Origin of the sequence: Cnuibacter physcomitrellae (assembly GCF_014640535.1) — a bacterium.
GTDB classification, from domain to species: Bacteria; Actinomycetota; Actinomycetes; order Actinomycetales; family Microbacteriaceae; genus Cnuibacter; species Cnuibacter physcomitrellae.
In genome coordinates this window covers 2,887,578-2,909,711 of the sequence record NZ_BMHD01000001.1, presented here as the reverse complement: position 1 = coordinate 2,909,711, position 22,134 = coordinate 2,887,578, and the positions used below count along the sequence as shown (strand labels likewise).

At 72.5% G+C, this 22,134-nt stretch carries 22 protein-coding genes; 10 read left to right on the top strand and 12 right to left on the bottom strand.

From position 1 onward, the window contains the following. Nucleotides 1-21: 21 nt before the first annotated feature. On the top strand, nucleotides 22-738 hold the full coding sequence (locus tag IEX69_RS13690) for a GntR family transcriptional regulator (protein WP_157127055.1): 717 nt from the start codon (nucleotides 22-24) through the stop codon (nucleotides 736-738). A gap of 184 nt (nucleotides 739-922) precedes the next feature. Here IEX69_RS13690 and IEX69_RS13685 read toward each other — a convergent pair whose 3' ends face one another. From IEX69_RS13685 to ddaH, 3 genes are all read right to left on the bottom strand, one after another. Further along, a complete protein-coding gene (locus tag IEX69_RS13685) occupies nucleotides 923-1,333 on the bottom strand; it encodes a VOC family protein (protein ID WP_085017871.1) in 411 nt (136 codons plus the stop codon). Nucleotides 1,334-2,027: 694 nt separating this feature from the next. Further along, nucleotides 2,028-3,308: an ornithine--oxo-acid transaminase gene (gene rocD, locus IEX69_RS13680; RefSeq protein ID WP_085017870.1), complete on the bottom strand. Its 1,281-nt coding sequence runs from the start codon at nucleotides 3,306-3,308 to the stop codon at nucleotides 2,028-2,030. After that, nucleotides 3,305-4,186 carry a dimethylargininase gene (gene ddaH / locus IEX69_RS13675; protein ID WP_085017869.1) on the bottom strand — a complete coding sequence of 294 codons (882 nt, stop codon included), beginning with the start codon at nucleotides 4,184-4,186 and terminating at the stop codon, nucleotides 3,305-3,307. The genes rocD and ddaH overlap by 4 nt, the downstream gene beginning before the upstream one ends. 214 nt (nucleotides 4,187-4,400) lie before the next feature. On the opposite strand from ddaH, the gene IEX69_RS13670 reads away from it, so the two are divergent. Both IEX69_RS13670 and IEX69_RS13665 read left to right on the top strand, forming a co-directional pair. Continuing rightward, nucleotides 4,401-4,829 carry an Lrp/AsnC family transcriptional regulator gene (locus tag IEX69_RS13670; protein WP_085017868.1) on the top strand — a complete coding sequence of 143 codons (429 nt, stop codon included), beginning with the start codon at nucleotides 4,401-4,403 and terminating at the stop codon, nucleotides 4,827-4,829. Then, on the top strand, nucleotides 4,826-5,206 hold the full coding sequence (locus IEX69_RS13665; protein ID WP_229756364.1) for a GntR family transcriptional regulator: 381 nt from the start codon (nucleotides 4,826-4,828) through the stop codon (nucleotides 5,204-5,206). Before IEX69_RS13670 ends, IEX69_RS13665 begins: the two co-directional genes overlap by 4 nt. A 23-nt stretch (nucleotides 5,207-5,229) precedes the next feature. Here the strand turns inward: IEX69_RS13665 and IEX69_RS13660 are convergent, their stop codons facing one another. Next, entirely contained in the window at nucleotides 5,230-8,739 is a 3,510-nt protein-coding gene (locus tag IEX69_RS13660; RefSeq protein WP_085017866.1) for a bifunctional proline dehydrogenase/L-glutamate gamma-semialdehyde dehydrogenase, read from the bottom strand. Nucleotides 8,740-8,853: 114 nt separating this feature from the next. Here IEX69_RS13660 and IEX69_RS13655 point away from each other — a divergent pair, with 114 nt between their 5' ends. From IEX69_RS13655 to IEX69_RS13645, 3 genes are read left to right on the top strand one after another with little or no spacing between them, the layout of a single operon-like run. Further along, nucleotides 8,854-10,431 (top strand): phytoene desaturase family protein, encoded by a 1,578-nt coding sequence (locus IEX69_RS13655; RefSeq protein ID WP_085017865.1) that lies wholly within the window; start codon nucleotides 8,854-8,856, stop codon nucleotides 10,429-10,431. Nucleotides 10,432-10,487: 56 nt separating this feature from the next. Continuing rightward, the gene (locus IEX69_RS13650) at nucleotides 10,488-11,195 is read left to right on the top strand and encodes a thioredoxin-like domain-containing protein (protein ID WP_174604366.1); all 708 of its coding nucleotides are present in this window, start codon (nucleotides 10,488-10,490) and stop codon (nucleotides 11,193-11,195) included. Next, nucleotides 11,192-11,977: a DUF305 domain-containing protein gene (locus IEX69_RS13645; RefSeq protein WP_085017864.1), complete on the top strand. Its 786-nt coding sequence runs from the start codon at nucleotides 11,192-11,194 to the stop codon at nucleotides 11,975-11,977. The genes IEX69_RS13650 and IEX69_RS13645 overlap by 4 nt, the downstream gene beginning before the upstream one ends. A gap of 24 nt (nucleotides 11,978-12,001) precedes the next feature. On the opposite strand, the gene IEX69_RS13640 is transcribed toward IEX69_RS13645, so the two are convergent. Then, entirely contained in the window at nucleotides 12,002-12,982 is a 981-nt protein-coding gene (locus IEX69_RS13640) for an amidohydrolase family protein (RefSeq protein ID WP_085017863.1), read from the bottom strand. Between the two features lie 82 nt (nucleotides 12,983-13,064). Beyond that, nucleotides 13,065-13,637 (bottom strand): hypothetical protein, encoded by a 573-nt coding sequence (locus tag IEX69_RS13635; protein ID WP_085017862.1) that lies wholly within the window; start codon nucleotides 13,635-13,637, stop codon nucleotides 13,065-13,067. A gap of 138 nt (nucleotides 13,638-13,775) precedes the next feature. Between IEX69_RS13635 and trhO the strand changes: the two genes are divergently transcribed. From trhO to IEX69_RS13620, 3 genes are all read left to right on the top strand, one after another. Next, complete coding sequence (gene trhO / locus IEX69_RS13630) at nucleotides 13,776-14,696, top strand: oxygen-dependent tRNA uridine(34) hydroxylase TrhO (RefSeq protein ID WP_085017861.1); 921 nt, start codon at nucleotides 13,776-13,778, stop codon at nucleotides 14,694-14,696. 87 nt (nucleotides 14,697-14,783) lie between these two features. Next, nucleotides 14,784-15,152, top strand: a complete 369-nt coding sequence (locus tag IEX69_RS13625; RefSeq protein WP_157127054.1) for a hypothetical protein — start codon at nucleotides 14,784-14,786, stop codon at nucleotides 15,150-15,152. An 87-nt stretch (nucleotides 15,153-15,239) separates the two neighbouring features. Further along, entirely contained in the window at nucleotides 15,240-16,019 is a 780-nt protein-coding gene (locus IEX69_RS13620) for an isocitrate lyase/PEP mutase family protein (protein WP_085017859.1), read from the top strand. Here the strand turns inward: IEX69_RS13620 and IEX69_RS13615 are convergent. The 6 genes from IEX69_RS13615 to IEX69_RS13590 all read right to left on the bottom strand — a co-directional run bounded on the left by IEX69_RS13615 (nucleotide 16,016) and on the right by IEX69_RS13590 (nucleotide 20,994). Next, nucleotides 16,016-16,360, bottom strand: coding sequence for a HepT-like ribonuclease domain-containing protein (locus IEX69_RS13615; RefSeq protein WP_085017858.1), 345 nt, complete (start codon nucleotides 16,358-16,360; stop codon nucleotides 16,016-16,018). The genes IEX69_RS13620 and IEX69_RS13615 overlap by 4 nt on opposite strands. Before the next feature lie 34 nt (nucleotides 16,361-16,394). Further along, entirely contained in the window at nucleotides 16,395-16,895 is a 501-nt protein-coding gene (locus IEX69_RS13610; protein WP_085017857.1) for a nucleotidyltransferase domain-containing protein, read from the bottom strand. 96 nt (nucleotides 16,896-16,991) lie between these two features. After that, nucleotides 16,992-18,197, bottom strand: coding sequence for an FAD-dependent oxidoreductase (locus tag IEX69_RS13605; protein ID WP_085017856.1), 1,206 nt, complete (start codon nucleotides 18,195-18,197; stop codon nucleotides 16,992-16,994). Nucleotides 18,198-18,315: 118 nt separating this feature from the next. Continuing rightward, nucleotides 18,316-19,734 (bottom strand): LssY C-terminal domain-containing protein, encoded by a 1,419-nt coding sequence (locus tag IEX69_RS13600; RefSeq protein ID WP_229756363.1) that lies wholly within the window; start codon nucleotides 19,732-19,734, stop codon nucleotides 18,316-18,318. Nucleotides 19,735-19,851: 117 nt separating this feature from the next. Continuing rightward, nucleotides 19,852-20,121 carry a nuclear transport factor 2 family protein gene (locus tag IEX69_RS13595; RefSeq protein ID WP_085017855.1) on the bottom strand — a complete coding sequence of 90 codons (270 nt, stop codon included), beginning with the start codon at nucleotides 20,119-20,121 and terminating at the stop codon, nucleotides 19,852-19,854. A gap of 27 nt (nucleotides 20,122-20,148) precedes the next feature. Then, entirely contained in the window at nucleotides 20,149-20,994 is an 846-nt protein-coding gene (locus tag IEX69_RS13590; RefSeq protein ID WP_085017854.1) for a class I SAM-dependent methyltransferase, read from the bottom strand. Between the two features lie 116 nt (nucleotides 20,995-21,110). On the opposite strand from IEX69_RS13590, the gene IEX69_RS13585 reads away from it, so the two are divergent. After that, entirely contained in the window at nucleotides 21,111-22,088 is a 978-nt protein-coding gene (locus IEX69_RS13585) for an MDR family oxidoreductase (protein ID WP_085017853.1), read from the top strand. Nucleotides 22,089-22,134: the final 46 nt, after the last annotated feature.

The window sequence follows — 22,134 nt, the reverse complement described above, 5'->3', positions numbered from 1 at the left end:
CATTCACGGCGGTACACTTCCGTGAGGACATCGGTCGCGATCATCTGCGGGAGGGCACGCATGCCGACGGCGACGGACAGCGCCACACGGGTCGACGACGCCTACGAGTGGCTGCTCGGTGAGATCACCGGGTTCCGGCTGCGCTCGGGGGCGCCGCTCAGCGAGAACCGCATCGCGGCGCAGCTCGGCATCAGCCGCACGCCGGTGCGCGAGGCGCTGCAGCGGCTCGAGAAGGAGGGGCTCGTCAAGCGCAGCGACGCGGCCCGCTTCACCGTGTCGCAGCTCACCGCGACCGAGGTCAACGACGCGTGCGACCTGCTCGAGGTGCTCGACAGCTACATCAGCCGCACAGCGGCGTCGAAGCTGAGCGACGAGGAGGCGACGACCCTCCGCAAGCACGTCGCGGCGATGTTCGCGGCCGCCGCGGCCGGCGACCGGGCCGCCTGGTCGGAGGCCGACCTGTCGTTCCACCGGCTCGCGAACCGCATCGCGGGCAACACGCTCGTGGCCGACACCGTGCGTGAGACGCGTCGGCGCATCCAGCGCTTCTGGCTGCGGGCGGCGTCCCAGGGCAGTCGCCTCGAGGAGTGCTCGCGCGAGTACGAGCGGCTCGCGGACGCGATGATCGCGAAGGACTACGACGCCATCGAGCCCGCGGTCTGCGCGCACATCGAGCACATGCGGCAGCGCATGCTCGACATGATCGCCGCCGCCGCCATCCTCCTCGGCGACGACTGACGCCCCGCGAGGTCGTCCTCCTCCGCCTTCCCGACCGCACCCCTGCGGTGGCGGCCCCTGCCGCTTGCGGCGGAGGCTGCCGCGGCCGTTTTCAGGACCTCCGCCTATTCTCAGGGCGATTCGTCCTGAGAAGGGGCGATCCGACGCCCCCGTCCTGAATACGGCCGCCGCTGCTCGGCTCGACTCAGCCGACGAAGATGCAGAACGGATGGCCCGACGGGTCGGCGAACACGTAGAGGGGCTCCTCGGGGTCGTCGAAGCGGTCGCGCAGGATGCTCGCGCCGAGCGCCAGGGCGCGGTCGCGCTGGGACTGGAGCTCCTCCGCGGTCGGGACCGTGAGGTCGAGGTGGGCCATCTGCGGGCGCGGCCCGTCCGGCCAGGTCGGCGCGGGGAGCGAGTCGACCTGCTGGAACGTGAGCTCCGGCCCGCCGCCGGGGAACCGCAGCGCGAGCCAGTCCGTGTCGGCGTGCGTCTCACCCTCGTGCGGCTCGTCGCCCGGGCGGTACTCGAGCCCCAGCAGCTCCCGGTAGAACTCTGCGAGCGCTCGCGCATCCTCGGTGTCGAGCACCACCTGCTTCAGCGTCGGAACGGCCATGCGCGCGACCCTACCCCGCCACCCCTCCCCTCGCCGTCACCACCACGCGGACGCGGGGACGCGCAGAAGCCGCCGCGGGTTCCGCCCGCCCCGCGCGCCGACGCCGCCACCACCGCGACCTCACCACGCACAGCGGGCACAACCCGCACGAACCCGCCACCGCCGCCCGACCCGGTGACTGCGCGCGAGCCGGACCTCACGCAGCCACCGCGGGTTCCGCCCGCCTCACGTGCCGACGCCCCCACCACCGCGGCCTCGCCACGCACTGCGGGCACAACCCGCACGAACCTGCCGCTACTCCCCTCATCCGGGCCCGAAGGGAACGGCAGTGCCCGCGCGCACTGAACCCGTCCCTGCGCCGTCGGTACCGCGGGTTGCGCCCGCCCAGCGCACCGATGAGCGCGCCACGGCGGCAACGCCAGCCGCAGCGGGCGGAACCCGCGCGAGCGGCCGCACCCCGCGCCCGGCCCGGCTCGCACCCCAGGCCCCGCGCCCGGACCGCACCCGAGCCCGGCCCGCACTCGCACCCAGCCGGCCCGCAACACGCGCTCCGCGCCCCGGACCCGCGCGATCGGCCGCACCCCGGGCCCCGCATCCGCCCGACCCGCACCTAGCCGGTCCGAACCCCGCACCTTCCCGGCCCGCGCCCCGGGCCCCGCACCCGCGCGATCGGGCGCGGGGCGCGGGGGCGCGCTCAGCCGCGCTGGGCGCGCAGCTCGTCGAGGACGGCGGCGAGCTGCGCCACCGCCCAGTCGAGGTCGTCGGCGGAGACGACGAGCGGGGGCGCGAGGCGGATCGTGGAGCCGTGGGTGTCCTTCGCGAGCACGCCGCGGGCCATGAGGCGTTCGCAGACCTCGCGGCCGGTGCCCAGCTCGGGGTCGATGTCGATGCCCGCCCAGAGGCCCGCGCCGCGGACCGCGACCACGCCTCGACCCACGAGCGCACGCAGCGAGTCGAGGAACGGCCCGCCGAGCGAGGCCGCGCGACGCTGGTACTCGCCGTCGGCGAGCATCCGCACCACCGCGAGGCCCACGGCCGCGGCCAGCGGGTTGCCGCCGAAGGTGGAGCCGTGCTCTCCCGGGCGCAGGACGCCCAGCACCGAGCGGTCGGCGACCACGGCCGACACGGGCACGATGCCGCCGCCGAGCGCCTTGCCGAGGAGGTACATGTCGGGCACGACGCCGACGAGGTCGCAGGCGAAGGTCGCCCCGGTCCGGCCAAGCCCCGACTGGATCTCGTCGGCGATGAAGAGCACGTTCCGCTCGGTGCAGAGCGCACGCACCGCGGGCAGGTACGACGCCGGGGGCACCACGATGCCCGCCTCGCCCTGGATGGGCTCGAGCAGCACCGCGACCGTCGTGTCGTCGATGGCCGCGGCCAGCGCCTCAGCGTCACCGTAGGGCACACGGACGAAGCCGGGCGTGAACGGGCCGAAGTCATCGCGCGCCTGCGGGTCGTCGGAGAAGGACACGATCGTCGTAGTGCGGCCGTGGAAGTTGCCGTCGGCGACGATGATCGTCGCCTGCCCCGCAGGGACGCCCTTCACCCGGTAGCCCCAGGCGCGGGCGACCTTGATCGCCGACTCGACGGCCTCCGCTCCTGTGTTCATAGGGAGCACCATGTCCTTACCCGCGAGCGCGGCGAGCTCGGTGACGAACGGTCCGAGGCGGTCGGAGTGGAACGCGCGGCTGGTGAGCGTGATCCGGTCGAGCTGGGCGCGGGCCGCGTCGAGGAGGACGGGGTTCGAGTGCCCGAAGTTGACCGCGGAATAGGCGGCGAGGCAGTCGAGGTAGCGGCGGCCCTCCACATCCGTCACCCAGGCTCCGTCGCCCGAGGAGACGACGACGGGGAGCGGGTGGTAGTTGTGGGCCGCGTGCTCGTCGACCTCGGCGATCAGGTCGGCCGACGACGCGGATGCGGAAGAAGCGGACGACAGGGATGCGGACGCCACGGTCGCGCTGGTCGCGGTGCTCATCGGAGCTCCAGCGTGCAGCACTTGACGCCCCCGCCACCGAGCAGCAGCTCGGAGAGGTCGACCCCGATGGGCTCGTACCCGCGCTCGCGCAGCTGCCGCTCGAAGCCCCTCGCGCGCGCGGCGATCACCACGTGCTTCCCGTCCGAGATCGAGTTGAGGCCGAGGACCGCGCCGTCGGTCTCGTCGACCAGGATCGCGTCGGGATAGAGCCGCTCGAGCGTGGCGCGGGAGGCGTCGTCGAACGCGGAGGGCAGGTAGGCGATGTTCGCCGACTCGTCGTCGGTGAGCGGATCGAGCACCGAGATGGCGGTGTCGAGGTGGTAGAAGCTCGGGTTCACGAGGGTGAGCGACACGACCTCCCGGTCGAACAGGCGCGACACCTCGGCGTGGCTGGCGGTGGCGCTGCGGAACCCGGTCCCGGCGAGGATGCGCGAGCCGACGAGGAGGAAATCGCCCTCGCCCTCGTTGGTCTCGGCCGGCTCGGCGACCCGGTAGCCGTGATCGGCGAACCAGCGCATGAACGCGGGACCCTCGGCGGCCCGCTGCTCGTGCGTGAAGCGCGCACCGTAGGCGACGCCGTCGATGACGAATCCCCCGTTGGCGGTGTAGACCATGTCGGGCAGGCCCTCGATCTGATCGATCAGCTCCACCTCGTGGCCGAGCGACACGTAGGTGTCGTACAGGGTCTGCCACTGGCGCACGGCGAGCGAGGTGTCGGTGGGGACGGCCGGATCCATCCACGGGTTGATGCGGTACGCGACCGTGAAGTGGTCGGGCCGGCACATGAGGTAGTGGCGGCGGGTGGCCGTGCGCTCGCGAGAGGCGGTCTGCGTCTCGTCGGAGGGCCGGGCGGCGGTGTCGGTGAGTGGGGTCGACATTCGTGCTCCTCGGGGTCGAGGCCCGGATGGCGCTCGTCGCGACGGACGCGGAGCGAACCGGGATCGGATGGCGGACCAGCGCGCTGTCCAGGGGCCCCGAGGGGCACGCCGCCGCCAGTCTCGCACGCCCGAAACAGCCATGGCGTGCGTCATCCGCCCGATCTCTTGCGTCCTCGCTCGCACGACGCAACGAAACGGCGTAGGGTCGTCGGTCATGGACGCGCTCGATCACCGCATCATCGACCTGCTCAAGATCAACTCCCGCAGCGGGTACGGCGACATCGGCCAGGTCGTCGGACTCTCCGCCTCCGCGGTGAAGCGCCGCATCGATCGGCTCGTCGCCGACGGGGTCATCACCGGCTTCACCATCCAGCTCAACCCGGCGCTCGACGGCAGCTCGACCGAGGCCTACGTGGAGCTCTTCTGCCGGGGCACCGTCGCGCCGGCCGAGCTCAAGCGGATCCTCTCCGGGGTGCCCGAGGTGGTCGACGCGGGCACCGTCACGGGCAGCGCCGACGCGATCGTGCACATCCGCTCGCGCGACATCCCGAGCCTCGAGGATGCGCTGGAACGCGTCCGCATCGCCCCCAACGTCGACCACACCCGCAGCGCGATCGTGCTGTCGAACCTCATCCGACGATGAGCGCCGCACTCGCGCCGATGGGGATCACCGTCGACCCGGCCTCGGCGGTCCCGCCGTACGAACAGGTGCGCACCGGCATCCGCGACGCGGTGGAGGCGGGCTCGCTCGCGGCGGGCGCGAAGCTCCCCACGGTGCGCGGACTCGCGGAGGAGCTCGGGCTCGCCGTCAACACCGTCGCGCGGGCCTATCGCGAGCTCGAGTCGGACGGCGTGATCGAGACGCGCGGACGCAGCGGCTCGTTCGTCGCCGCGACGGGCTCGCCGTCGCATCAGGCCGCCCAGCGCGCCGCGCGGGAGTACGCCGACCGCGTGCGCGCGCTCGGCGTGGACCCGGCGGAGGCGCTGGACCTCGCCCGCGCCGCCCTCGCCCACCCCTGACGAGCCTCGCGACGAGGCAGAGGTCAGAGGCCGATCGAACGGAGGAGCGGCGTGGGGCTGCCGAAGCGGTGGTCCGTGGCGCTGATCGCCTGCTCGCGCACGAAGGGCAGGAGCTCGACGCGCCCGGCGCGGGTGACCGCATCCGGATAGATCGCCATGTCGCATGAGCCCTCGAGCGCCACCGCGAGGTCGTACGCCGACCCTCCGATGAGGCGGATGCGCGGCACGTCGCCCAGGTAGGTCGGCACGCGCTCGAGCCAGGCGGCGTCGCTCTCGACGACGACCTTCACGTCGCGCTCCTTGAGCAGGGCCCGCAGGGGGCGGGGCAGCTTGGCGGCCGTGCTCACGAGCATCCGGGACCTCGCCAGCGTGCCTGCGGCGAGCACGCGCACCAGCGAGTGGAGCGGCTCACCCTCGGAGAGGCGGATGAGCACCGGGACGGGCAGGTGCCGGAGGACGTTGCGCTCCACCCCGAGGGCCGACGGATCGGCCGGGGCGAAGATCGTCTTCCAGGCGACGGCGTCGCTCTTCGCCCCGCGGCGAGCGATGTCGAAGTCCTCCCACTCGAGCCCGGTGGTGGTCGACTCGAGCAGCTGCGCCACGGCGGGGTCGAGGCCGGCGAGGCTCAGGCCGTGACCCGGCTCGCCCGGGTCGGACACCCAGCTCCCGAGGTGGGCGAGGTAGTGCGGGCCGCCCGCCTTCGAGCCGGCGCCCACGGACGACCGCTTCCAGCCCCCGAACGGCTGGCGGCGGACGATGGCGCCCGTGATGCCACGGTTGACGTAGACGTTGCCCGCCTCGACGCCCGCGAGCCAGGCGCTGATCTCCTCCGCATCGAGGGACTGGAGACCCGCGGTCAGCCCGAACTGCACGGTATTCTGGAGCTCGAGCGCCTCCTCGAGCGTCTCGGCGCGCATGAGGCCGAGCACGGGCCCGAAGTACTCGGTGAGGTGGAACGCCGTGCCCGGCAGTACCCACTCCTTCACGCCGGGCGACCAGAGGCGGCCGCTCTCGTCGAGGCTGCGCGGCTCGACGAGCCAACGCTCACCCGGGCCGAGGGTGGTGAGCGCCTCGGCGAGCTTGCCCGAGGGCGGCTCGATGACCGGCCCCATCTGAGCCGTCGCGTCGGCGGGCCATCCGACACGCAGCGAGGTCACCGCGTCGACGAGCTGCCGCCGGAAACGGGCGGACTCCGCGACCGATCCGACGAGGATGGCCAGGCTCGCAGCTGAGCACTTCTGGCCGGCATGCCCGAAGGCGCTCTTCACGATGTCGGAGACCGCGAGGTCGAGGTCGGCGCTCGGCGTCACCACGACCGCGTTCTTCCCGCTCGTCTCGGCGAGCAGCGGCAGGTCGGGACGCCAGGAGCGGAAGAGCGCGGCCGTGTCGTAGGAGCCCGTGAGGATGAGCCGGTCGACCCGGGGGTCGGACATCAATCGCCGGCCGAGCTCGTCCTCGTCGAGGTCGACCAGCGCGAGGACCTCGCGCGGGATGCCCGACTCCCAGAGCGCCTCGACCATCACGGCGGCGGAACGGCGCGCCTGGGGAGCGGGCTTGATGATGACGCCGCTGCCCGCCGCGAGCGCCGCGAGCACCCCGCCGGCCGGGATGGCGACGGGGAAGTTCCACGGCGGGGCGACCACGGTGAGCGACGAGGGCACGAAGGACGCCCCGTCGACCGCGTCGAGCTCGAGCGCGGAGAGCGAGTAGTAGCGGGCGAAGTCGACCGCCTCGCTGACCTCCGGGTCGGCCTGGTCGATGGTCTTGCCGGTCTCGGCCGCCATCACCTCGATGAGCCTGTCGCGGTTGCTCTCGAGGGAGTAGCCCGCGCGGCGCACGAAGCCCGCGCGTTCCTCCGCGGAGCGGGCTCCCCACGCGTCGCCCGCGGTCTTGACCCGCTCGACGACCTCCTCCAGCGCACCCTCCGACTCGATGCGGGCCTCCGCGATGGTGGCCGTGCCCAGATCGGACTCCGGCACCCGGGCCAGGATGCGCCGAGCCCACTCGCGGTTGGCGGCCAGGGCGGGGTCGGTGTCGGGGGTGTTGTGGAACTCGCGCGGCATGGGCGCGATCTCGTCGTCGAGCCTGTCCTGCGTGCGATTCGGGGCGGGCGGGTCGAACCCCTCCTCCTCGAGCAGGTCGAGGGACGCGAGGAAGCGGTCGCGCTCGCGCACGAAGAGGGACTGATCGGCGGCGAGGTCGAAGACGGCCGACATGAAGTTCTCGTCGCTGGCGTTCTCCTCGAGGCGCCGGACGAGGTAGCCGATGGCCACGTCGAACTCCGCCGGGGCGACCACCGGCGTGTACAGCAGCAGGCCTCCGACCGTGCGGCGCACCGCATCCGCCTGCGCCGAGGCCATGCCGAGCAGCATCTCGACGTCGACGGCGTCCTGCACCCCTCTCTCGGAGGCGAGCAGCCATGCCCAGGCGATGTCGAAGAGGTTGTGCCCCGCCACGCCGATGTGCACCGCGTCGGTGTGCTCGGGGCGCAGAGCCCAGTCGAGCACGCGCTTGTAGTTGGCGTCGGTCTCGACCTTGCGGTCGTAGGGCGCGAGCGGCCAGCCGTGCAGCGTCGCGTCGACGCGCTCCATGGCCAGATTGGCGCCCTTGACGACGCGCACCTTGATCGGCGCGCCGCCCCGCGCGCGCCGATCGGCGGCGAAGCGATGCAGCCGCTGCAGGGTGGCGAGCGCGTCGGGCAGGTAGGCCTGCAGGACGATGCCCGCCTCGAGCTCGAGGAGCTCGGACTGCGACATCACGCGCTCGAAGACGGCGACCGTGAGGTCGAGGTCGCGGTACTCCTCCATGTCGAGGTTGATGAACTTGCGGCGGTCGGCGGTGGTCGACTGCGCGATGCTCTGCGGACCCATGAGGCTCCGGTCGGCCGCGATCCGGTAGAGCGGGAGCAGGCTCCGGGCGACGCGCTCGACGGTCTCGTCGAAGCCCCACATCGACAGATCGGCCGCGATCGAGGACACCTTGACCGACACGTAGTCGACGTCATCGCGCTGCAGCAGGCGTGTGGTCCCCTCGAACCGCTTCGCCGCCTCCGCGTCGCCCAGCACGGCCTCGCCGAGCAGGTTGACGTTGAGGCGGACGCCCTCGGTGGCACGCAGAGCGGCGACGGCGGGGCCGAACTTCGCCGGCCGGGCGTCGACGATGAGGTGGCCCACCATCTGACGGAGCACGCGACGCGCGATCGGCACGACCACCCCGGGCGCGACCTCGGCGACGCCCCGCCCCACTCCGAGAGCCGAGCGGAGCGGCCACGGGAGGAAGCCGGGCACCTTCTCGGCGACCTGCACCAGGTCGCGCGCGGCGACCGCGTTGTCCTCGGGCCTCGCGACCCCGTCGACGAAGCCCAGGGTGAAGGCGAGGCCGTCCGGATCCTTCAGCACCCCGGCCAGCCGCGCCGCGGCGGGGTCTGCGGGCGCGTCGCGACTGGCGTCGAGCCAGGTGCGTGCGAGCTCGACCGCACGGTCGGCGAGGTCTCGCGGCCTGGGCGAGGGGGCCGGGTGGGCGCTGTCGTCCATGTCTCGAGGATAGGGTGCGCGGCCCTTCTCGGCCGGTCTGTGGAGGGGGACGCGCCGCAGACGCCGCTGTGCAGGGACCGACACGGCGAGCGGACGCCCCCGTAAGCTTCCCGCATGCAGCGGCGATGGGATGCGATCGTGGTCGGTGGCGGGCACAACGGACTCGTCGCGGCCGCCTACCTGGCTCGCGCGGGCCTGGCGGTCTGCGTCCTCGAGCGGCTCGACGCGGTCGGGGGCGCCGCCATCTCGTCGTATGCCTTCAACGGCATGGATGCGCGACTGTCGCGCTACTCGTACCTCGTCAGCCTCCTGCCGCAGCGCATCCGAGACGACCTGGGCCTCGAGCTGGAGCTGCGACGCCGCCGGTACTCCTCGTACACCCCCGTACCCGGCACCGACCGGGGACTGCTCATCGACACGCTCGACGGCCCTGCGACGCAGGGCTCGTTCGAGCGACTCGGGGCGGCACCGGATGCGGACGCCTACGAGCGATGGAACGCCGACCTCGCCCGTCTCGCCACAGTCGTCTGGCCCTCGCTCACCGAGCCTCTGGCCACCCGGGAGGAGATGCGCACACGTCTCGCCGACGATGCCCTGTGGCTCGAGATCGTCGAGCGTCCGATCGGCGACGCGATCGAGCGCCGCTTCCGCGACGACACCGTGCGCGGCGTCGTCGCGACGGATGCGCTGATCGGCACCTTCGCCTCACTCACCGACCCCGGCCTGCAGCAGAACGTGTGCCTGCTCTACCACCTCATCGGTCAGGGCACCGGGGACTGGGACGTCCCCGTGGGCGGCATGGGCGCCCTCACCGCCGAGCTGGCCCGCGCCGCGCGAGACGGCGGAGCCGAGATCGTCACGGGTGCCGAGGTCGTGGCCGTCGACGCGGGCGACGAGAGCGCCCCGGCCGCCGTGCGCGTGGTCGTCGAGGGCGTCGAGCACACGCTCACCACGGATCGGGTGCTGAGCGGGGCCTCCCCGCACGAGCTCGCCCGGCTCCTCGGCGACGCGCCGCCGCCGCCCGCGGAGGGCGCCCAGGTCAAGGTGAACCTCCTGCTCTCGCGCCTCCCGCGGCTGCGGGACGAGTCGGTGTCCCCGGAGGAGGCGTTCGGCGGGACCTTCCACATCCATGAGGGCTACCGGCAGCTCGAGGAGGCCCACGCCGAGGCCGAGCGCGGGCGGATCCCGGCGCCGCTGCCCGCGGAGGTCTACTGCCACTCCCTCACCGACCCGAGCATCCTCTCTCCCGAGCTGCAGGAGGGCGGCGCGCAGACGCTCACCCTGTTCGGACTCCACACCCCGCATCGGCTCGACGCGACGCGCGACGAGCTGCAGCGTGCCGCGCTCGAGTCGCTCGACAGCGTGCTCGCCGAGCCGATCGAACCGCTCCTGCTGCGCGATGCCTCCGGTCGCCCGTGCGTGGAGACGAAGACGACGGCCGATCTCGAGGACGCACTGCGGCTGCCGGGAGGGAACATCTTCCACGGCGCGCTCTCCTGGCCCTTCGCCGAGGACGACGAGCCGCTCGACACCCCGGCGGCGCGCTGGGGAGTGTCGACGTCGCATCCCCGGGTGATGCTGTGCGGATCGGGGTCGCGACGCGGTGGCGCCGTCTCCGGGCTCGGCGGCTTCGCCGCAGCGCAGGCGGTGCTCGAGTCCGTCGCGGCGCGCACGCTCCCAGCAGACTCCTGAACTACGCCGGTACGTTGCACCTGCAACCTTTTCGAGATCGAGCCGGAGAGTCCCACGTGAGCAACCAGTCCCCCCGATCCGGGTCGAACCCGATCCCCCCGAAGGCCAAGGACGCCCAGCGTCAGCTCACGGTGAAGCAGCAGCGCGAGCAGCGCCGGGCCGAGAAGGTCGCCGAGTTCCAGCGCGCGCAGGCGCGGCAGCGCCGCAACCGGATGATCACGATCGTCTCGAGCATCGTCGGCGGCGTCGGCGTGCTGGCCCTGGTCATCACCCTGGTGATCGTGAACGCGGCGCCGAAGGTCGACCCGGCGAGCATCGCCATCGACGGGCTGCAGTCGTACCCGAACCTCACCGCCAACCACGTGCAGGGCTCCGTCACCTACGATCAGACGCCCCCGGTCGGCGGCGACCACGCCTCGATCTGGCTCAACTGCGGTGTGTACTCCGAGCCCGTGCCCAACGAGAACGCCGTCCACGACCTCGAGCACGGCGCGGTCTGGGTGACCTACGACCCGGATGCGGTCGATGCGGCCGGGGTGGACGCGCTTCGCGCTGCCCTGCCCTCCACCTACATCGTCCTCTCGCCCTACCCGGGCCTCGGCGCGCCCGTGGTGGCCTCGGCGTGGGGAGAGCAGGTGAAGCTCGACGGCGTGGACGATCCCCGTCTCGGCGAGTTCATCACGAAGTTCTGGCGCTCGAACGACGCGCCGGAGCCGGGCGCGGCGTGCACGGGCGGGCTCGACGGCCCGGGTCGGGTCGCGTGACCCCGTCCGTCCGCGGTTCGGACACGGCCGCCGGAGCTGACGGCGGTCGCGCCGACGGCGACGCGCCGGAGGTCGAGGACGACGCCTCGTCCGGTCGGCCCGCCGTCTCCGCACGCTCGGCCGGGCGCGGGCGGGGCCTGGCCGCCGCCCTGACCACCGCGATCGCGGTGGGCCTCGTCTGCTTCCTCGCGGGGTGGTTCCTCGCCCCGCGCTCGTCGTCACCGGCCGAGGGCAGCGCCGAGGTCGGCTTCGCGCGCGACATGCAGACGCACCACGATCAGGCGGTGCAGATGGCGATGCTGGTCCGCGATCGCACCGACGACGAGGCCGTCCGCAGCCTCGCCTACGACATCGCCACGTCGCAGGCCCAGCAGTCCGGGCAGATGTTCGCCTGGCTCAATGCCTGGAACCTCCCGCAGGCCTCGACGCAGCCGCCCATGACGTGGATGCTGCAGCCCGTGATCACCCCGGGCGCGGACGACATGTCCGGGCACGGCATGGCGCCGGGGGCGAACGCGGTCCCGACGACGATGCCCGGCTACGCCTCCGACGCCGACATCGCGCGACTCACCGCCGCGCAGGGGACCGACGCGGAGCGGATCTTCCTCCAGCTCATGATCGCGCACCACCAGGGCGGGGTCGAGATGGCGGATGCGGTCATCGCACGCACGGACGACCCGATGGTGCTCGCCCTCGCGAACTCGATCGTGTTCGCCCAGACGGGCGAGATCCAGTACATGCAGCAGCTCCTCGAGGAGCGTGGCGGCCCCCTTCCGGCGTGAGGCGCCTGGTCGGTCCGGCGCGCGTCAGCCCGGGAGGCGGAGCAGCCTCCTGGCGTTGCCCTCCGCGAACGCCGTCCGCGCCTCCTCCCCCGGGAAGGCGGCGAGGAACGTCCGGATGTCGGCGCGGCTCGGCCGCTGGAACGGGTAGTCCGTCGAGAAGAGCAGCCTGTCGGGCGTGGTGACCTCGAGCGTCTGCCTCAGCAGCGCGGGGTCGAGCATCCCCGAGCTGGTGATCCAGACGTTCTCGCGGAGGTAGTCGAGCATGCTCCGCTCGAGGCCCGCCGTGCGGGCGAGGCTCGCGATGCGGTCCTTCCAGAACAGCAGCAGCTCACCCCAGTGGCCGAGCACGATCTGAAGCTCGGGATGGCGGTCGAACGTGCCCGCCACGATCAGGCGCAGGGCCGCGAGCGCGGCCTCGAGGTGCCATCCCCATCCGAAGGTCGCCAGCCCGAGGTCGGTCAGCCCGCCGAATCCGCTGTAGGCCGCGTCGCGGACCGTCCTCGACGGGACCTGAGGGTGGATGAACACGGGCAGTCCGAGCCGGGCGGCGGTAGCGAAGACCTCGTCGTTCCGGGGGTCGTCGAGCGGGATCGCCCCCGCCCGCCCGTAGACCATCGCGCCCACGAGGCCGAGGCCCGCCGCCCGCTCGAGCTCGGTGGCCGCCGCCGTCGGGTCCGGCAGGGGCAGCGACGCGAACGCGCGGAACCGGTCGGGGTGCGCCGCCACGGCCCGAGCGGCGATGTCGTTCGCTCGGGCACTCCACTCGACGGCTGCCGTCGGATCGAGAGGATGCGTGCCGGGCGGCGCGAGCGACAGCACCTGCACGTCGATGCCCTGCTCGTCCATCATCGCCAGGCGCAGGTCGCCCAGGTCGTCGAGCCGCTCGAGGTTGTCCCCCATCTCGTCGAGGACGATGCTGGGGTCGCCCCGCTCCTCAGGCAGGCGGCGGACCTCGTCGGTCAGCGCGGGGAGGTTCCAATGCTCTTCGATCGCGATGAGTCCCATGACCCGACGCTACGCTCCTGCGCGCCCCGCACCTCGCGCCCCGCGCCCCGCGTCCGGCCTCGCCGTGCCGGCCCCCGAGGGCTCAGTTCATGACGATGGTCTGATCACGGACGCCGAGCTTCTGACCGGCGTTCATGCTGGTCGCGTCGGCCACCATCGCCCAGTTGCCTCCGAGCAGGTAGCTGGTGCTCGCATCCGTCTTGACGACGGTCTGCGCGTCGTACCACTTCTTCGCCTCGTCCTCGGTGGCGAACACCGCGATCGTCTGCGTGCCGCCGGAGGGCCCGGTGCAGTCCAGCGACGAGGTGGCCACGCTCAGACCGGAGTCCTTGGGGTTCTCGCAGGTGCCACCGGCCTTCAGGAAGGCGTCGAGCACCGCCCGGGCGTCGGCGAACGTCGAGCCCTGCACGTCGCTGCCACCGCCGACAGCGTCGTCGTCATCGTCATCGTCGTCGTCCTCTGCGGCGCTGCTCGTCGAGGTGGCGCTCGCCTGCGCCTGGTCCCCCGAGGAGACCGTGCCGGAGCTCGACGTGCATCCGGCGAGTCCCAGCGTGACGGTCGCCACGACGGCGGCGCCGAGGAGGAGCAGACGCGCCCGACGGCGTCCTTCTGCGGACTCCGGGGTGGCAGGGGTCTGGGGCTGTTCGCGGCGCATGCTGTCTCCTCACGGCGACGACGACCGACGCCGCCGTCATGCTGTCACGCGTCGGGCCGGCCGCGAAGACCGTCTGGGTAGTGCTGCTCAGCGCTCGAGGGCGGGCGGGCTCGGAGGCGTACGACCTAGGATCGGCGGGTGGCGATTCCGAAGATCATCCTCTACTACGTCTTCGCGCCCGTGCCCGACCCCGAGGCCGTGCGCCTCTGGCAGCGCGACCTCTGCGAGTCGCTGGGTCTCCGCGGACGCATCCTCCTGTCACCCCAGGGCATCAACGCGACCCTCGGCGGCGAGCTCGACGCGGTGAAGCGGTACCTGCGGAAGACGAGGGAGTTCGGGCCGTTCTCGGACCTCGACGTGAAGTGGAGCGAGGGAACCGGCCTCACCGACGAGCCGGCGTCGCCTCACACGGTCTACCGGGCGAGCACCGACTTCCCGAAGCTCTCGGTGCGGGTGCGCGACGAGCTCGTGAGCTTCGGCGCCCCCGACGAGCTCGCGGTGGACGAGGGCGGCGTGGTGGGCGGCGGCCGACACCTCGATCCGGATGCGGTGCACGCCCTCGTCGAGTCGCGCGGCGACGAGGTGGTCTTCTTCGACGGGCGCAATGCGTTCGAGGCCGCGATCGGCCGCTTCGACGGCGCCGTGGTGCCCGACGTGGCGACCACGCGCGACTTCGTGGCGGAGCTCGACAGCGGGCGCTACGACCACCTCAAGTCGCGCCCGGTGGTCACCTACTGCACCGGCGGCATCCGCTGCGAGGTGCTCTCGTCCCTCATGCGCAGCCGCGGCTTCGAGGAGGTGTACCAGCTCGACGGCGGCATCGTCCGCTACGCGGAGCGCTTCGGCTCCTCCGGCCTCTGGAAGGGCTCGCTCTACGTCTTCGACGGGCGCGGTTCGGTCGACTACGGCGACAGCCCCGCGGTCATCGGCGAGTGCGCCTCCTGCGGCGCCGCGACGAGCCGGATGCAGAACTGCGCCGACCTCTCCTGCCGCACGCAGCTCGTCGTCTGCGACGACTGCGCCCCCGCCGCCCCCTCCTGCGCTACCCACGCCGCCTGACCCGAGCACGGACATCCGCCCGCTTGACGTGGCTGACTAATCCTCACCTATACTGCTCCCGTCGGGACCCTGAGCCGAGGAGCCACCGTGACCCACCCGCAGCCACCATCGCCGTACACACCCGTCCCGCCTGCGGCGGCGACTCCCATCGTGGTCCAGCGTCCGCCGGGGAACGGCGTCGCCGTGGCCGCTCTGGTGCTGGGGATCATCTCCGTCGCCTTCGGCGTGTGGATGGTGATCCCGATCGTGGGCTTCTTCGTCGCCTTCACGGCCGGCCCCTGCGCCATCGTGGCGGTGGTGCTCGGACATGTCGGCATGAACCGCTCGCGGGTCGTTGGCCTCGGGCGGAATCAGGCGCTCACCGGTCTCATCCTCGGCTACTCCACGCTCGCGATCGCGGTGGGCGCTGCGATCTTCTGGACGATCGCGGTCATCGTCAGCGGTGCGACCGCCTGACCGGCCCGTTCCCGCGGCACAGCATCGTGGGTTCGCGTGGCGGGGAGGTCCCCGTTCACCCACCCGGGCGCACGGTACGCTGACGCCATGACGACCCTGCATGCCGGGCGGCGCGAGCGGGCCGCTCGACTGCTCGAGCTCCACGAGGCCCACGAGGTGCTCGCGCTGGTGAACGTGTGGGACGTCGCGAGCGCGACCGCCCTCGCCGAGGTGCCCGAGACGCGGGCGATCGCCACCGCGAGCCACGCGATCGCGGCCGTCTTCGGCTACGAGGACGGCGAGCAGATCCCCGTCGACCTCATGCTCGACATGGTGGGCCGGATCGCGCTCTGCACCGACCTCCCGGTCACCGCCGACCTCGAAGCGGGCTACGGGTCACCGGGGGAGACGGTCCGCCGCGCCATCGGCCTCGGCGTCGTGGGCGCGAACCTCGAGGACGGGATGCGGCCCCACATCGAGTCGGTCGAGAACGTGGCCTCCGCCGTCAACGCGGCCCACGCGGAGGGCCTGCCCTCCTTCGTGCTCAACGCGCGCACCGACGCCTTCCTGCTCCGCGGCGACCGTCCCCTCGACGACACCATCGAGGATGCGGTCGAGCGGGGCCGCGCCTACCTCGACGCCGGCGCCGCGTGCGTCTTCGTCCCGGGTGTCACCGAGGTGGCCGTGATCGAGCGGCTCGTCCAGGCCATCGGCGAGCGCCGCGTGAGCCTGATCGGCCACCTGCACTCGCCCCTCTCGCTCGAGCACCTCGCCTCGCTCGGGGTCGCCCGCATCTCCTACGGCCCGTGGCCCCAGCGCGCCGCCCTCGCCGCGCTGCAGCACGCCGCCCGCGACATCCACGCGGGCCGCCCCCACCGCACCCCCTAGCTCCCCCGCGCATCCTCCTCCCCTCCCGCCCGCATCCGCTCGACGACCGACAGGAGCACGGGCACGTCCTTCATCGCGGTCTGCATCACGATCGAGTGGGCGGTGTCGAAGTAGCGGTGGGCCAGCAGGTCGCGCATGCGCGCGATCGGCACCCAGTCGACCGAGGGCTGCTGGGCTCTCGTGGACTCGCTCAGCCCCTTGGCCGCCTCTCCGATCTCGATGAGGCGCACTCTGATCGCGTCGAAGAGGATGTCGTCGTCGGCACCGTCCCTCGCGAGGTATCCGGCGATCGCCCGCGCGGCGACCACGATGTCCTCCAGACGAGCGGAATCGTCGCGCACGAAGACGAGCTACCGGATCGACGGGGGCGACGAGTCAGATCATGATCGCGTCAGCGAGTGCCTGGGCGCGCACTGCGGGCTTCAACGAGTCTGCCGGGACGACGTCGACCCCGGTGCGGAGGATGCGTTCTGCTTCGAGCTGGATCCGAGCAAGGTCGATCAGGCTCACACCCTCGTCGAGATCGACCAGGAGGTCGATGTCGCTCGAGTCGGTCGCATCCCCCCGAGCGACGCTCCCGAAGACGCGGATCGAGCGCGCACCGAGTTCACCCAGCGCCGACTTCAGTTCGTCCGCGCTCTCGTCGAGCCTCCCCCTCAGCCGCGTGGCCGCCTCGGAGCGAGCGCTGACCCGGATCTCGAGCATCTGGCCGGTGGCGCCCACCAGCTTGATGAGGGTGCGCAGCGAGGGCTCGCGTCGACCCGCCTCATAGGCGCTCACCACGCTCTGGGTCACGGACGCACATGCCGCGAGCTGAGCCTGCGTGAGGCCGGCCTGACGACGAGCGTCACGCAGGACCTGGGCCGAGGAGAGCATGCGTCGAAGATAGCGCATCGTGACTATTCGCGCAATGCTCACTTATCCTCGACGCGCGACCCAGGCCGGGCCGGGCAGGACGGGACCGGGTCGGGGTCAGTGGCTCCACATCCAGTCGAAGGTGACGCCGCCGTCGCCCGCGAAGCGGTGGCGGAGGAGGGCGTCGCGGGCGCGCTGCTCCGGTCCGTCGGGCAGGTGGAGGAAGTGCTTGTTGACCAGGGATGCGCGCTGCAGCTCGGCGGCGATCGGCGCGCGCCGGGCGCGATAGCGCTCGAGAGCCGCGTCGATGTCGTCGGCTCCAGGGCCCTCGAGCTCGGCCGCGAGGACGCCGGCGTCCTCGATCGCCTGCGAGCCGCCCTGGCCCTGGTAGGGCAGCATCGCGTGGGCGGCGTCGCCGAGCAGCGCGATCCGTCCGTGGACCCAGTCGTCGTGGGGCGCACGGTGCAGCAGCCGCTGCAGGAGCACGTCGTCGCCGGCCTTCGCCAGGAGCGAGAGCAGCCGCGGCGTCCAGCCGGGGACGGTGGCGACGAACTCGTCCCGGGTGACGAGCGCGGACGGAGCGTCGTCGAGCCGCGCGTCGGACCCGTGCTTCTGCACCACGAGGCACAGCGTCTCGCCGCTGTGGAGGAAGAAGTGCACGGCGTGCGCGCCCGGCCCGTACCAGAGCGTGTTGTCGGGGCGGTGGGTGATCCACTCGGTCTCGGGGTCGGCCTCGAGCACCGTCCGCGGGATCAGCGCCCGGTAGGAGATCTCGTTCTCGCGGAGCAGCTCCCCCGGGAACCCCGCGGAGGTGCGCACCGTCGACCGGAGGCCGTCGGCCCCGAGGAGGAGGTCGCCCGACACCCGCCGCCCGTCGGCGGCGACGGCCGTCGCCCTCGCACCCGAGTCCTCGACGGAGACCACGGGGAAGGACGTGAGGATGCGCACCACGCGACCCTCCTCATCCGGATCGCGGCAGGCGTCGAGCAGGACGCGGAAGAGGTCGCCGCGGTGGAGCTGCCAGTATGGTGCGCCGTACCGCCGCTCGAGCTCGTCGCCCATGGGCATCGACGCGATCACCTCGCCGTCGGACCAGCGCCGACGCACCTGTTCGAGCGGCGTGACCGCGACGCGCTCGAGAGCATCGCGGAGGCCCAGCGCCACCAGCACCCGCGTCGCGTTCGGCGCGATCTGGATGCCCGCACCGATCTCGCTGAGCTCGGGCGACTGCTCGAGCACGGTCACGTCCCAGCCGCACTCCCGCAGCGCGAGCGCGGCCGTCAGGCCGCCGATCCCGCCGCCCACGATGACCGCTGTCCGCATCCGTCCATCCTCGCTCACGCCCGCCCGGCTTTCGCCACGCTCCTGGCCTTTCGCCACAGGCGGGCGCGTGGCGAAAGACCACGAGCATGGCGAAACGGGGAGGCGCCGTGCGCTGCCGCTACGCGGTCGCGGCCTCGGCGAGCCGCTCGGCCCGGCGCCGGGCGCGGGATGCGCGCCGCTCGAGCCCCCGGCGGTGCGCGAAGCTGCGCGCATCCGTGCCCGAGAGCGCCAGCAGGACGAGCACGTCGAAGGAGAGCCCGACGAGGTTCGTCTGCAGCGTGATCTCCGGGCCGCCGTGCCAGAAGTTGAGCGCCGCTCCCACGACGGCGGCGGTGCTGATGCTCATGGCGGCGAAGCGCGCCCAGTTGTGGCCGTGGTAGATCAGGTACGCCAGGGCGGAGTAGAAGGCGATCGCGAGCCCCAGGACCGACACGAACGAGGCGAGGACCAGCGACGAGAGGTACTGCGCATCCTCGGGGGTCAGGGCGCCGGAGAGGTTGCGGATGCTCCGCTCGGCCTCGGGCAGCGACAGCGCCACGACGATGGCGGTGACGATCGCCGAGGCCACGCGCAAGGCCATGAGCAGGACGCCGAGGTAGATCGACTGCGGGCGCTCGCCGATCGTGGTCCCGAGCGGGTTGATCGCGCTCGACTCCCGGTCGGCCGACGGCCGGGTCGCGACGTCCCAGGTCGGCACCCGCGACACGTCGACGATCGGCAGGTCGCCGTCGGTCGAGATCGCGTCGCCCCCGCCGTTCACGTGGTGATAGCCGCTCGAGAAGTTGCGGATCGTCTCGACCCGCACCGACTCGTTCCCCTCCGCGAGCGTCTCGACGATGTAGTCGCGCTCGCGGTCGGTGTCGCGCTCGACCCGGTGGGTGAGCTGCAGCGTGAAGAAGGAGAGGCCGATCGCCCGGTCGTAGGTGCCCGCCGCCATCCAGTCGGCCCGCACGCCGCCGGGGAGGAGCCACCCGGCCGGGCAGGCCCAGAAGCGGACGTGGTGCCGCTTCGAGGTGTTGCCGGCCTCCTGCTGGTAGGTGAAGGCCTGCATCCGCCCGAAGAGGTAGAGCGCGCTCACCGGGGCATCCGGATAGCTGCGACGCGTGATCGTGGCGCGGATCGTGCGCAGCGCGCTGCGCAGGCCCATGTCGTCGGCGCGGTGCCACCCGGCCCGCGTCATCGCCTCGTGGATCTGCTCCTCGGTGCCGCGGAGCGCGACGTTGACGGGGTCGCCGAGCAGCCCCTCCCGCGTCTTCGCCCGACCGATGAAGTAGTCGGGGACGTAGAACAGGGTGAGGATGCTGTGCACCCGCGGGAGCAGCAGGTACGCGACGACCGCCCAGAACACGACGAGGAACCAGAGCTGCTGCCAGCCCTTGGCGAACGACTCGGTGGCGACGAGGTACGCGAGCCAGCCCGCGGCAGCCGTGCCGAACAGGAAGAAGAGGCTGTCGACGACGAGGCCGAGCGAGCCGCGGAACGTGCGCCTGCGGATGTGCTCCGCGAGGGACGCCTCTTCGAGGTCTTCAGTCGACACGCGGCCGATCCGCCTCCTTCTGGTGCTCGCCCCCTCCCCGCCATTGTCTCAGGAGTTCGGCGCCGAGCCCATTCGGGACGGGGCCCGTCCGGGCTCAGGCCCGGGGCCCGTGCGGGCTCAGGCGACGACGCCGCCCATCATGCCGATGAGGGCGAGCTGGTGCTCGCGCTCCACACCCTGCGCGTGGAACCTCCCGTCGGGCGAGAAGTAGGCCACCAGCCCGTCGGGGTTCGGGTGGTTCCACGCCCTCAGGTGCTTCTCGAGGTCCTTCACGTAGTACCGCGCCTCGCCGCCGACCGACCGCTTCTCGAGGTGCTGTGAGCCCTCGAGCTGCTCGGGGCTCAGCCCCGACTGCGGGGCGGATGCGGACTGCTGGTCGTCTGCCATGCCTCCGACCCTATCCGCGCAACCCCCTCACCGCTCCTGCGCCTCCCCGACCTTCCGGGCCTGAAGCGTGTAGGTGAGCGGCAGCGTCCCCGCGCGTTCGGCGAGCGCCCACTCCCGGAGCGGCGCCTCGACCATGAGCCCCGGGAACGGCACGTACGGGACGGTCTCGTGCTCGACCAGCCCCGTGATCGCGAGGCCCTCGTCGAGCAGCGCGGTGACGATCTCGCCCAGGCCGTGGTTCCACTCGAAGGTCTTCGTGGCGGTGAGCTTGCGCGTGGTCTCGACGTAGCTGTCGTCCTCGTCCCACTCGAGGGGCTCGGCGTGCTCGAAGTACGGGTACGTGGGCTGGATCCGCTCGTCCATCGTCCAGAGGATCGGATGCGCCTCCCGGATGAACAGCCGGCCGCCGGGCCTCAGCAGCCGGGCGACGACCGAGGCCCAGTCGCGGATGCGGGGAAGCCAGCACAGCGCGCCGATGCCGGTGTAGACGAGGTCGAAGCGACCCGCGCCGAGCGCGTCGACCGCACCGTCCACATCCGACCGCACGTACTCGACGGCGTCACCGGTCTCGGCGACGAGGCGGCGCGCCTCGGCGATCGCCGACTCCGAGAAGTCGAGCCCGACGACGGACTGCGCGCCGAGCCGCGCGAGCGAGAGCGTGTCGGTGCCGATGTGACACTGCAGGTGCACCACGTCGAGTCCTCGGATGTCGCCGAGCCGCTCGCGGTCGAAGGTCACGACGTCGGACAGCAGCTCCCTGTCGTCGACGAAGCGACCCGTCTCGTAGCCGCTGCCGGTGCGCGCCGCGTGGAGCGTCGCCCGGTCGTCCCAGTTGGCGCGATTGGCCTCGAGGAAGCGGTCGTTGCCGGTCATGCCGGACTCCTTCCGCCCGCCTCCCGGTCGGTGGCGAGCCTGCCAGCGTACGGCATCTCGGGGCTAGGGTCGAGAGCGCCCCGTCTGACGATGCCGCGGCGGGCCGAGGAGGAGATGTGACGAGAGCGATCGTGGTGCCCGAGAAGGGTGCGCCGGGCGAGCTGACCGAGTTCGACGACGAGCAGCTGACCGGGGAGGTCGCGCTCGACGTGCTCTACTCGAGCGTCAACTTCAAGGACGGGCTCGCCGTGTCCGGGCGGCCCGGCGTGGTCCGCGAGTGGCCGCTCGTGCCGGGCATCGACATCGTCGGGCGGGTCACCGCGTCGGAGACCCCTCGCTTCGAGGAGGGCGACCTCGTCGTCTTGAACGGCGACGGGATCGGGGAGGCCCGCCACGGCGGGTTCGCCGACCGCGCCAGGGTCCGCGCCGAGGCGCTCGTGCCACTGCCCGCCTCGATCAGCCCCGAACGCGCCGCCGCGATCGGCACGGCGGGGTTCACCGCGATGATCGCCGTGCTGGCCCTGTCGGACCTCGGCGTCTCCCCCGACGACGGCGACGTGCTCGTCACGGGCGCGGCCGGCGGCGTGGGCTCGATCGCGACGTCGCTGCTCGCCGGGCGCGGCTACCGGGTGATCGCTTCGACCGGTCGCCCCGAGGAGCGCGAGTACCTCACCGCCCTCGGGGCCGCCGACCTCCTCGACCGGCACGAGCTGTCGGATGCGGAGGGTCGCCCCCTGCAGAGCCAGCGCTGGGCCGGCGCCATCGACTCGGTGGGCAGCCGCACGCTCGCGAACGTGCTCGCCCAGACGCGGTACGGCGGCGCCGTGGTGGCCTGCGGCCTCGCGCAGGGGCCGGACCTGCCTGCGACGGTGATGCCGTTCATCCTGCGCTCGGTGACGCTGACGGGCGCGAACTCCGTCGAGGCGCCCGTCGACCTCCGCGAGCGCGCATGGTCGGCCCTCGCCGCCGAGCTCGACCTCGACGCCCTCGACTCGATGACGACCACCATCGGCCTCGCCGACGTGCTCCCGCTCGCCGACCGCATCCTCGCCGGCGCCGTCCGCGGCCGCACGGTCGTCGACCTCAGCCGCTGACCCCTTGGCGGTCGTCGTCGCTTCGACACCGATTCCGGTGAAGTCC